Annotated in this window: 12 protein-coding genes and 1 tRNA gene; 4 read left to right on the top strand and 9 right to left on the bottom strand. The window is 27.8% G+C overall.

The window, feature by feature from the left end; all coding sequences use genetic code 11:
* Positions 1-35 precede the first annotated feature (35 nt).
* Genes IPH62_01360 through IPH62_01375 form a run of 4 tightly spaced genes read left to right on the top strand, consistent with a single transcriptional unit; the run spans position 36 to position 2,132 of the window.
* Entirely contained in the window at positions 36-872 is an 837-nt protein-coding gene (locus IPH62_01360) for an NHL repeat-containing protein (protein ID MBK7103918.1), read from the top strand.
* A 2-nt stretch (positions 873-874) separates the two neighbouring features.
* The gene (locus tag IPH62_01365) at positions 875-1,336 is read left to right on the top strand and encodes a DUF2085 domain-containing protein (protein ID MBK7103919.1); all 462 of its coding nucleotides are present in this window, start codon (positions 875-877) and stop codon (positions 1,334-1,336) included.
* Between the two features lie 2 nt (positions 1,337-1,338).
* The gene (locus IPH62_01370; GenBank protein MBK7103920.1) at positions 1,339-1,848 is read left to right on the top strand and encodes a DUF4199 family protein; all 510 of its coding nucleotides are present in this window, start codon (positions 1,339-1,341) and stop codon (positions 1,846-1,848) included.
* Complete coding sequence (locus IPH62_01375) at positions 1,845-2,132, top strand: hypothetical protein (GenBank protein ID MBK7103921.1); 288 nt, start codon at positions 1,845-1,847, stop codon at positions 2,130-2,132. The genes IPH62_01370 and IPH62_01375 overlap by 4 nt, the downstream gene beginning before the upstream one ends.
* On the opposite strand, the gene IPH62_01380 is transcribed toward IPH62_01375, so the two are convergent.
* The 9 genes from IPH62_01380 to IPH62_01420 form a co-directional block, all read right to left on the bottom strand.
* Positions 2,119-2,808, bottom strand: a complete 690-nt coding sequence (locus IPH62_01380; GenBank protein ID MBK7103922.1) for a hypothetical protein — start codon at positions 2,806-2,808, stop codon at positions 2,119-2,121. The genes IPH62_01375 and IPH62_01380 overlap by 14 nt on opposite strands.
* Positions 2,805-3,209 carry a biopolymer transporter ExbD gene (locus tag IPH62_01385; GenBank protein MBK7103923.1) on the bottom strand — a complete coding sequence of 135 codons (405 nt, stop codon included), beginning with the start codon at positions 3,207-3,209 and terminating at the stop codon, positions 2,805-2,807. The genes IPH62_01380 and IPH62_01385 overlap by 4 nt, the downstream gene beginning before the upstream one ends.
* A 7-nt stretch (positions 3,210-3,216) precedes the next feature.
* Complete coding sequence (locus tag IPH62_01390) at positions 3,217-3,873, bottom strand: MotA/TolQ/ExbB proton channel family protein (protein ID MBK7103924.1); 657 nt, start codon at positions 3,871-3,873, stop codon at positions 3,217-3,219.
* A gap of 18 nt (positions 3,874-3,891) precedes the next feature.
* The gene (locus IPH62_01395) at positions 3,892-5,607 is read right to left on the bottom strand and encodes an SPOR domain-containing protein (protein ID MBK7103925.1); all 1,716 of its coding nucleotides are present in this window, start codon (positions 5,605-5,607) and stop codon (positions 3,892-3,894) included.
* A 30-nt stretch (positions 5,608-5,637) separates the two neighbouring features.
* Positions 5,638-7,221 (bottom strand): hypothetical protein, encoded by a 1,584-nt coding sequence (locus tag IPH62_01400; protein ID MBK7103926.1) that lies wholly within the window; start codon positions 7,219-7,221, stop codon positions 5,638-5,640.
* Positions 7,218-10,193, bottom strand: a complete 2,976-nt coding sequence (locus IPH62_01405) for a tetratricopeptide repeat protein (GenBank protein MBK7103927.1) — start codon at positions 10,191-10,193, stop codon at positions 7,218-7,220. The genes IPH62_01400 and IPH62_01405 overlap by 4 nt, the downstream gene beginning before the upstream one ends.
* 223 nt (positions 10,194-10,416) lie before the next feature.
* Positions 10,417-11,187 (bottom strand): tetratricopeptide repeat protein, encoded by a 771-nt coding sequence (locus tag IPH62_01410; protein ID MBK7103928.1) that lies wholly within the window; start codon positions 11,185-11,187, stop codon positions 10,417-10,419.
* A 37-nt stretch (positions 11,188-11,224) separates the two neighbouring features.
* Positions 11,225-11,308, bottom strand: a tRNA-Leu gene (locus tag IPH62_01415).
* A gap of 133 nt (positions 11,309-11,441) precedes the next feature.
* Entirely contained in the window at positions 11,442-11,924 is a 483-nt protein-coding gene (locus tag IPH62_01420; protein MBK7103929.1) for a hypothetical protein, read from the bottom strand.
* Positions 11,925-11,930 lie beyond the last annotated feature (6 nt).

Below are 11,930 nucleotides of genomic sequence, written 5' to 3' on the forward strand. Positions count from 1 at the left end.
TTTTCTAAAAATAACATTTTAAGTAACTTTAATTTATGAAAATTCTATTTGCAATATTTTTTCTTCCTGCAATTTTAATTTCACAAACTTTACAATTTGTAAATGATTTTGGAAATTTTGAAAATGCATCTTCGTTTGATATTGATTTGTCCAATAATATTTTTGTTGCTGATGCAAAATTAAATACAATTTCTAAATTTGACTCAACCGGGAAATTATTAAATAGTATTGGCGGTTTTGGCTGGGATCAATCAACTTTTGATGAACCAATTGATATCGTTACAAATACGCTAAGTCTTTATGTTGCTGATAAAAATAATAATCGAATTCAAAGGTTTGATAAAGATTTAAATTTTTTATCGGAATATTCCGGTACAGATTCTCAAAGTGAAGTGCAGTTTGGATATCCTATTTGTGTTGAAATTTCAAACATCGGCGATTTATTTATTTTGGATTCTGATAATAATAAAATCTTAAAGTTTAATTTAAACGGAGAATTTCTTCAAGAAATCGGCGGAAATGATGCCGGAAATTTTGCAATAAATAATCCCAAAAGTTTTGCAATCGATAATTCAAATAATTTATTTGTCCTTGATGAACAAACGATTAAAGTTTTTGATCAATATGGAAACGATCTTTTCTATTTTAAATTAGATTTTTTTGCAGATAAAATAAAATTTGATTTTGACAATTTAGTTCTGATAAACAAAAACAAATTTTCTATCTTAAATATTTCTGATAGAAAAATTATTTTTGATTTTACAAGTTTTCCACATTTGGATGAAGAAAATATTATTGATGCAAAAATAATTGGGAATTATTTACTGCTTCTTTCACAACATAGAATTATTAAATATTTTATCATAAAATAAAATTGTTTAATATAAAAGTTAATTCGGTTAATCTATTTTTATTCTTCATTATTTTTATTTGGTGTTTGGGAATTTTAGCAGAATTTCTATTGAATTTGTTTCCTTCTTTATTTTACATTTTCCCTTTTCTCAAATATAATTATTCAATTGTTTGTCACACTCAATCAGAAAAACTTTTTACTTATTTTGGATATCATACATTGGTTTGCTCTAGATGCACGGGAATTTATTTTGGAAGTTTGATAAGTATAATTTTAATAATCTTTGGATTTGAAAAATCTATTTCGACAAAGCAATTACTTATATTTTCAATCCCATTATTTCTTGATGTAATTTTTACAACATTAAATGCTTATCCTTACATTCATTTGCTTTCTTTAGTTACCGGATTACTTTTAGGTTCAATCGGATTTTCATATATTCATAAACTAATTTTAAATTTACTCATTAAACAGAAAGGTTAATTTTGAAAAAATATTTGCCTGCATTGGTCGCGGGATTTTCAGCCGGAGTTTTACACATTGTGCCAATTGCAAAATCATTAACGTGCTGTTTGATAGTTCCGGTAGCATCTTTTTTTGCGATAACTTTAGCAGCAAAATCAGAAAACATAAATGGAAATTTTAATCTTAAGCGTGGAGCAATTTTAGGATTATTGACCGGTTTATTCGCTGCATTATTCGGAAGTTTCTTTGATCTTTTTATAACATTTTTAACAAGAAACAATGATATTTTAGATTCATTTAACGAACTTAACACAATGGTGGATAGTTTTCCGGTAGCGCAAGAAATAAAAGATGAAGTTTTAAGATTAATGCAAACTGTTGCTGATTCAATAAAAGAAAAAGGATTTTCATCATTATATACAATTTCAATAATTTTTAATAATTTAATTGTTGATTCTATCTTTGGATTAATTGGCGGATTAGTTGGCACTAAATATTATAATTCTAAAAACTCGGGAATAAAATTATGATAATTGTTTTCATTTTTTTATTACATATAATTTTTATTGGATATGTTTTTTTCAAAAAATTAAAGAAGGATTCACTTAGTTCTGCATTAATAAATTTGGCATTTATAATTATTTTCTTCAGTGTGGGTTGGTCGCTTTCCGGTATGCTTGTAAAACTTGTATTTGAGCCGGAAGGTTTAGGAAAATATTTTGATAGAGATACAATTGCATTAACAATTTTAACAATTGCAGAATTTTTCTTTTTTAAAATTTACTATAAAGATATAAATTCTACCTCAGCCTAAAAGGAAATATAATAACCGCAGTTTGTTCAATATTTTTTGCTCTCTCGGGAAGCGGTTCAAATCTCCATTGTCTTAAAGAATTGATTGCCGCTATTTCCAATTTAGAATCAGCTTTAATTAAAGGCATAATTCTTCCTACACTTCCATCCGAAAGAATTGTAAATTTTAATTTTAGATCAATTTCTTTTGAAACTCCTTCAGGATAAGGAGGAAGCGAATAGCTATAAATTTTTCTTTTACCTTTTCCGCCAAAATCTATTTCAAATCCAAAACTTGCATTTCCGTCGCCGGTTTCTTCAGTTCCGTTTCCGGCTTCTTCTTCTTTTGTTTCTATTGGTTCAACAACTTCAGGTTTGGTTTCCTTTTCACTTTGCTTTTTATCTGAGCCAAGGATAACATCGTTTGTTTCATCGGGATGAAGAACTTTTGGCAATTCAACTTCTTTAACAATTTTTTTCTTAACTTCTTTTTGAACTTCTGGTTCTTTTTTCTGAATTTCTTCCGTTGGAGTTTGAGCTAAAACTCCGGCAGAACTTAAATTCCCAATTGATCCAAATCCAATCGTAACAAATTCTTCTTCAACCGGTTCCGAATTAAATTTAATAAAATACAAAATCAACAATAAAATTAAGTGAACTGCAATTGATAATAAATATGGATTTCTTTTGTTTTTCAAAATGATTGTTTCTCTGTTTCGATTGTAAATTTTTCTATTCCAACTGCTTTTGCTGCATCTATAACTTGAATGACTAAATCTATATTAACTGTTTTATCTGCACGAATTACCAAATTGTTTTCTGTTATAGTTTGCATTAAGTCGCCCAATTTTAATGCAACCGAACTTATATCCGTTTTTTCGCTTCCAACATAAACTTCTTTTTCTTCCGTAATAGATACAATAAGTTTGGTCGGCATACTTTGTTCATTCATTTTTGAAGCTGGCAATTTTACTTTAACTCCGGTTTGAATTACAAATTGTGAAGAAAGTAAAAAGAAGATTAAAAGTAAAAAAACTATATCTGTTAAAGATGAAAAGTTAAATGAGCTTAACGGTTTTTCTTTTGTTTCAAATTTCATTTTAGTCCTATAGTTCTATTTCAATATCTTCTTGAATAACTTTATTTCCTCTGCTTGTTTCTTCAATAATATCAAGAACATCATTTGAAACTACTTCCATATCAAGAATTAATTTATTTATTCCGGTTGTTAAATAATTATAAAATGCCAATGCAATAATTCCTATTGCCAAACCAACGGCAGTTGTAATTAGTGCTTCCCAAATTCCGCCGGCTAAATCACTTGGATTAGCAGAACCTTGCAAATCTTGAATTCGCATAAAAGCTTGAATCATTCCGGTTACCGTTCCTAAAAATCCTAAAAGAGGTGCAATACCAGAAATTGTTGCAACGATTGATAATCCTTTTTCTAATTTAGCAACTTCTTGTCTTCCGGCATTTTCAATAGATTCTTTAACTCTTTCGTGACCTAAATGATATTTTTTTAATCCGCTTTTTATAATATTTGCCGCCGGTGATTTTTCTTCGATACAATAACTTATTGCACTGGAAATATCTTCCTTTATCAACATTCCTCTTATCTTAACTAAAAAAGCCGGAACGTTTAATTTTGATTTTTTAATTACAATATATCTTTCAACAATTATAGCCACCGCAATAATTGAACTAATAAACAGCGGAATCATTAACCATCCGCCTTTTGAAAGCATTGATAATATTGACATTTTTATTCCTATGATTCTTTATAATTTTGACTGATTTACTTTTGCTTCATCTATTGTAGAATAAGGACCAATTCTCACTCTGTGCCAAGTCCCATTAAATTTTGGAATGTAAACTTTTGCAACATATGCATCAAATCCTTTATTTTTTAATTTGTTTACTTCTCTTTCGGCAACATTTTTTTGTTTCCATGAAGAAACTTGAACTGAATATTTAGAGCCGGCAAAGTAGATATTATCGGAAACTTCTTTTTCATTGGGATCTGCATCTACAAATTGTGTTTGTGTGGAATTCTTGTTTACTTTTTCTTTATTTACAGATTTAGTTTCTGCTTCTGTAATTTTTTTCTCAATTTTTTGTTCAACTTTTTCCACTGGTTTATTAATGATTTCATCCTTTTTAGCAACTTCTTTAAGAACAGAATCTTGTTTAATTTCTTCCGTATTCATTTTAATAGAATCAACTGGAATTTCCGGGAGTGGTTGTGATTGAGAAATTTTTTCATCAGCATCCAGTTTTGTACTAATTTCTTTCAATTTCTGATTTTGCTCAGATAACGCAACTTCTACTTCATGCTCATCATAAAGCCAAGTTGGATTTGCAAAAAACAAAAAATAAATACCAACTACGGCAATTAACATAAAAAGCGCAATTAAAGAATTAACCAAAGTTTTATTTCTTCTTTTTGGAATTTTTGATCTCATATCTATTTCATTTTTTTCTTCGACATTTATTTTAGTTAAACTTAAATCTTCTTCTTCAAAATTATTTTCAATATTTTCTTCCGATTGAACATCATCTGTAAATTCTTCAATATCATTTACAACTGAATTTTCTAAATTAATGTTTTCATTTTCTATAGGAATTTCCGGTTCACTAATTTCAACTTTAAATTTAGTTTGCGGATTATCTTCAATTATATTTTCTTCAATTGATGGAATTTCTTCCTCTATATTTTCAGTTATATTTTCAAATTCCTCTAAATTAATTTTTGCTGAATTATCTTCAAAAGATTCCTCAATTATTTCTGGTTCAAGATCAGATTTTACATTTAACTCTTTATCTATATCTGAAGTAAGATTATTTAATTCCTCACTGCTCAAATTTCCTTCATTCATAATTTCGTTAAATATCTCATCTTCATTTAGTTCTTCAAAATCATTTTCAAAAAGCTGCTTACTTTTTGAATCTAAATCATCATCAAAATATGAATCTAGTTCATCTTTAATATCTTCATCATCCAAAATACTTTTACTTTCTTTTCCTTCTAAATAATCTTCCCAAATATCATAATTTTGAATTCTTTCAGAAGTTCTAATTAATTCATCAATTTTATTTTCAATTTGGATTGCGCGTTCATCAATTTGTTCATCCGATTGGCTTTCATCCAACTTAATCATTGGTTTGCCGATTCCTAATTGAAAAATTCCTTCGTCAAATTCTACGGCATCGCCAAATTTTTGTTGAATATCTAAAGTAAGAAATAGAGAATCTTCTGAGGAAAGTCCGGCAACCGGCGAAAAAAGAAGTGTTTTTTTTCTAATTTTTGATTTATTTGTTTCTTCACTTAATTGTTCTTTAATTTGAAAAACACCTAAGTTTTTTACTTTAAGAGCTTCGCCAACTAAAAGTTGTTCAACAATTTTTTCTTTAAATTTGTTAAATGCAAAACTGGTTTCGCTTTCATTTATTTTTAATATTTCCGCAAACTTAAGTTCTAATTTTTCTTTATCCATTTTATCCTCTTAGGAATGGTTATTAAAAAGCTACCATCTAAATTCAAAACCTGCAATTAAATCAAAAGGTTTTGCTTTATAATTCCTAAAATAATAATATTTATCATTAAGTAAATTTTGCAACGATAATGTTAAATCAAAATTCTCAAATAATTCGTAGTTAAAATTTGCGTTTAAATTTGCAGCAACGGGAATTTCATTTGTGTTTTCAATATCCGTATATGTTTTCCCGTAATAATTAAGTGTTAAGTTAACTCCAAAATTTGTCCAATTATATGAATAACTTAAATCTAAAATTACAGAAGAATTATACGGCAAATCTTTTGCGTTTGAAGCAGAAATATTTTGAAGAATAAAATTTCCGTAAAACTCGCCTAATGGTCCTTTTCGAAATAAAAAGTTTAAATATGCAAATGCTTTTTCAGTATCATTTTTGTGAATTGTAAAAATTCCATTTAGTGAGTCATCTTCAAAATAAAAATTGTTATCCGAATTTACATAACCAAATCCGCCGCTTATTTCAAAATATTTTTCATATTCATATTTTGCGGCAACTTTAAGATTAAATTTATTTTCGAGAAAAAGATTTACAAAATTGTTTAATTCATAATATCTATTTCCATTTCTAAAATCACTTAGAGTTAAAAATTCTGTAGATGGTGCAAGTTCACCAAAGACAGAAAAATTTTTGTTGAATTTTATACTTGCGTAGGCATTGGGTGCAAAGAAAGTATTTCCTTCACTTTCTGCAAAATAAATTCCGCCTTTAACATATAAGAATGAAAAAGGATTGAAAGCCAAGCTTGCACTTGTGTTAAAGAAAGAGTTATTTCCTTCAGAAAATTCATTAGAATTAATTGACTGATTTTTAAATCCGCCATTAATTAAGAAATCGAAATTTGCTAATTTTAATTTTACATAAGCATTTGTGGAGAAAACATTTTCGCTAATCGCATCATCTTTTTGTTTATAATATTCATTATTAAATGTTAAACCAAATTTTCTATAAGAATCAGTTGCAAAATTAAATGATAAAGAAACAAGTCCATCGTTTGTTATTCTTTCCAAATTTCCATTATCGGAACCATAAAAATTATATGATTCATATAAATATTTTCCGTGCAAATCGATTTCAAGTCCCGGTAAAAAATCTGATTCATGGTCAACAAAATATTTGCTTCCCAAACCAATTCCCGCAAAACTCAATCCCGCATTTTTTACATATTCCAATTCATTCAATCCAAAAAGATGAGCATTATATGATAAATTACCTGACCAATCATTAAAGTAAAATTCACCGGAAGGCCAAGTATGCAAGCCTGCATTAAGTCTGAGCAATGCATTTGTTAATTGCAAATATTTTGGAATGCTAACAATTTGATTTTCAAAATTTGGTAATGCAATACTTGTTTGATCATCACTAATGTTTAACGGCGTGAAAAAATCTTTTGATAATAACGGAATTAAATTTGGCTGAGATTTTTGAATTTTGGGAACTGTAATATTTTCATTTCCGGTTATTACAAAATCCGGCAATTCAATACCTTGCGTATTATCTTCTTGAGCAATTAGTAAAGAAAAACTTAAAATCAAAAGTAATATTATTTTTTTCATAATTGATTTAACTTCTCATTAGCTTCTTGAGCAAATTGATTTTTTCTATGTCGCTTTAAAACTGCTTTATACATTTCTGCTGCATTTGTTTTATCATTATTAATTACATAACAATCACCGAGCAATAACAAGGATTTTGTGTACCACTCGTCATACATTGTGTAAACTGAACGAAGTTTAATGAGTTCTGTGATTGCTTCCGGAATTTTCTTCTGCTGAAAATAATTTAATCCCACATAATACATTGCTTGAGCGGCAATATCATCTTTTCTTCCATCAACAACATCCTTGAATAAACTCAGAGAATATTCATAATTATTTCTTGAAAGCTCTAAAATTCCTAATTCAATTTCTGCCTTGTGATAGAACAAAGATCCGTCTTTGCTATCTACAATTTCCTGCAAAACTTGAAATGCCGAAGGAATTTGCTGATTAGCAATGTAGCTTTGTGCTTTAGCTAATTTAATTTCGGAAATTCTTTTCGAATCACTTATTTTATTTAAAACTTCATCATACAAACTAATTTCATTTCCCAAATTATTTTGAGTTCTATAAATATTCCCAAGTTCTAAAACTGAATTAAATCCTTCTTCAGAATTCAATGAATTATTTTTTACATATTCAAAATATGGAATCGCTTTTTCCGGATCGTTTAACAATCCTGCACTTTTTCCCATCCAGTAATAAGCTTGTGAGACAGATGCACTTTGGGGATAATTATTAACGACTTTTTCATACTCAATAATTGCTAAATCATATTGACTTGAGCTATAAAAAATTTCACCAATTTTCATTTGGATTTTATCAACATAATCAAATCCTTGATGTTCATTAATAAAATTTCTTAAATAGTTTACAGCATCATCTTGTTTATCCTGAACAACATAACAATATTGAATTCCATTTACAGCATCATAAACAAAAGGTGTATTTGGATATTGTGAAATTACTCTATTATAATTAGACACTGCTTGATCATATTCGCCTTTGTTAAAGTAAGCATCGCCAATTGAGTAAAGTGCTATCGGAAGTAAAGTTGATTGCGGATATTTTTCAAACAAAATATTATAATGTTTTATTGCTTCATCAAATTCATTTTGCTGAAAATTAATCCAGCCGATTAAGTATTGCGAATCATCAGCGTAATTTGAAGAAGGAAATTTTAATTGAATTTGATCTAATACTTTTATTGCATTTTGAGAATCACCTGATTTAAATAAACTTTGACCATAATTAAAAAATGCTCTTTCATCATTACTAAATTCAGCTGAGTTAATTAATGCTCTTTGATAATATGTGCTTGCCTTATTAAAATCTTTTTGCGCATAATAACAATCGCCTAATCTTAATTGGCATTCGTTAAATCTTTTATCACTAGAAGCATTTTTAATAAATTCGTTGAAGTAATATGCAGATTTGGAAAAATCTGTTAAATTAAAATACGAATATGCTTTTCCGTAAATAACATCATTTGTAAATTGATCATCCTCAACATTTGTTTTATTGTAATCAGAAATTGATTTTGAAAAATTATCAAGTGTAAAATTTGTTTCGGCTCTATAGAAATACAATTTACTTTTTTCAATTTCAGTATCATTCTCATTTATCGAATTAAAATTCTTAATTGCTTCATTGCTATTTTTAAGATAGAAATTAGAAACTCCCAAACCCAAATGGCATCTATCTTTTAGCTGAACCGGAATTTGTGAAATATTCAATCCATATTGAAAATATTCTTTCGCTTTTGCGTAATCTTTTCTTCTCAAACTAATTTCACCTAAAAGCGTGTAAGATTTTGATCTGGTAAACGGATCGGAATTTTTTAATGATTGAAGTAAAGATTCTTCCGATTCATCAAAACTTTTTTCGCTGAATTTACTTATTCCAATATTTAACTTAACTCTTTGCGCTAAAGGATTATTAGGATATTTTTCCGCAAATTTTTTATGGATTTCAATAGCTTCATTATAATTACCAGCATACCTTTTTGCTTCGCCGCTCCAATAAAAAGATTTTATTGCGATTGAATCGTCTTTACTGTTTGATAACGAATTAAAAAGTTTATATGCACTTTCATAATCGCTCTGCTGAAAATTAATCCATGCTAAACCATATCTTATTTTGTTTAACATATCATCAGAAGGCGTATTATTTAGAATTCTTTTGTATGCATCAGAAGCATTATTATATTCTTTCAATCTGTAAAATGAATTTGCCAAAATATAATCCGAGCTATTTTTATCATCAATATCTAACTCATCAATCAACGGATCTGATAATTCCAAAATTGCATTATCATATTCTTTAAGTTCAAAATAGCAAACTCCTATTCTATATTGAGATTGTGCTGCTAATTCGCTTTTTCGGTGGAATCCCAAAAGTTTATCATAATATTCAACAGCTTTGCGGTATTCACCTTTTTTTTCATAAACATTTGCCAAGGAAAAAATACTATGATCAACAAAGTTATTGTTATATTTAGAATTTACTGCCGAACTAAAAAATTGTTCGGCTTTATTTAAATCATTTTCCTCAATAAATGTTTCACCTATTAAATGATATGCGGATCCGGAATAATCTGATGCTGGATATTTATTAACAAGAATTACCAAATATTCTCTGCTTTTCTCAAATATTTTTTTATCGAAATAAAGATTACCTAATCTGAAAAGTGCTAATTCTCTTAGATTCGATGTAGGATAATTTTCAACAAATTCTTCATATTGCGAAATTGCGCCGTCAAATTGTTCTAATCCTAATAGACTTTCTCCAAGATAAAGTTTTGCACTGGAAAGTAAATTTTCATCAACTTCTGATTGTGAAATAAATTGGTTAAAATTTGAAATAGCTCGCGAAAAATCACCGTTATGAAATTGTTTCATTCCTTCTGAATAAAAAGAAATATCTTTTTGGGCAATTTGGTAATTTGAAAAAATTAATAGTAGGATAAGAATAATGATTGAATTTTTCATAGTTTTTAGAAATCTTAAAATTCTACAATAACTAATTAAACCAAAAATTAAAGAGAAAAGTTTCAGAACTTTTTAATAAATAGATTTCTAAAATATAAGTAATTAGTAGAATAAGTTAAAGATAAATATTATAATATCTTCTTAACTTATTAAATTATTTTATGTTATAAAAAAAACCCAAATAGAAATTTTCTACTTGGGTTTAATAAATAACAATTTGAGATTAGTTCAAATATTTTAATTCGTGATTACAACGGTCTTTGTATTGTTTATCGGCACTTGCAATTTTAAAATTTTCTTTCGCTTTTTCAACTTCATTTAAACCTTTAAAAGCTAAAGCTTTGTAAAAGTATGCGGCACCTTTTGGAACTTCTGATTTTGCTCCTCTATGATTTATTGCATTATCTGCAGCTTTAAGAGCATCATCATATTTTGCAGTTTCGATATATAAGTCAGCTAATTTTAAATAGGCAGCATCATAATTATAATTTGCAACGGCATTTTTCAAATGTTCCGAAGCTTTTTCATAATTTTTATCTTTTAATGCATCCTCGCCTAATTTTGTATAAGCTAAGCCAATGTATTTTGCTGCCTGTTCTTGGTATTTTTTTTCTTTATTCATTTCTTTAAACTTTGAGAAATTTTCTATTGCAAGGTCATATTTTCCCCAAGAATAGTAATTTGTACCCATTGCATTATATGCAGTTGTAAATTTAGAATTTACTCCTAAACATTTTTTTAATGCATCTTCGGCTTTTTCAAAATTTCTTTGTTTTTTGTAAACTGTACTAATTTGATAATAAATTCTATAATCTTTATCAATATCCAAAGCTTTATTATAATTTTCTAAAGCTCCAGCAAAATTACCGGATTTCATTTGTTTGTTGCCTTCATTATAGAGTTTTGCAGCTTCAACATTCATTTCTGCTTCTTGAGCAAAAACTGCTGCAAAAGAGAACAGTAGAGTAATTAGGATTTTAAAAAATTTCTTCATTAATCTCACCTTTCCTTTTTTTAGTTAAACATGTGTGTGCGGAAGACGGGACTTGAACCCGTATGCCCTTACGGGCACTACCCCCTCAAGATAGCGTGTATACCAATTTCACCACTTCCGCAAAATAGGTTTCAAAGATAAAGTTATAATAATAAAAATGCAATATCTTAAATTAACACTATTTTACGAAGTGCGTACGGGTAAACAATCAGTTTTTTTAGTTTGTTCCAATTGAATTGAATAAAATTTTTTCGCTAATTTTCTCTTTCTTTAGAAATTCTTTTTCTGCCTTTATCTAAAAGAATATCTCTTACATCTTTTTTAAACTTTCTATCAAAAAGAATAACTTTTGCTATTTGTTCATCTGTTAAAATATCATCGAGCGATTTTACAAAATTATTTTTCTCTTCAGTAATTTTAATTTCAAAAGTGATACATTTATCTATAAATTCCGAATAATTTTTTTCTTTCTTTTCATTATGTAATATTTTTTCCATTTTATCAAGTTCTGAGTCAAATTCTTTCATTATTTCAAAAACTTTATCTCTGTTTTTGTTTCTTCTTGTGATAAACTTTATTGCTGTATTTTCTTCAAGATTAAGGATTTCCAATAATTTTAATTGTTCAAGTTGTTCAAATTTTTTATGCGGCTGCTCAAACAGAGGTTTATCTATTTCTTGCGCAAAAATATTTCCCACAAAAAATAGTATTGTTAATAAAATAATTGTTGGTTTCATTGTTTT

The sequence above is a fragment of the Ignavibacteriota bacterium genome (assembly GCA_016708125.1).
GTDB lineage: Bacteria > Bacteroidota > Ignavibacteria > Ignavibacteriales > Melioribacteraceae.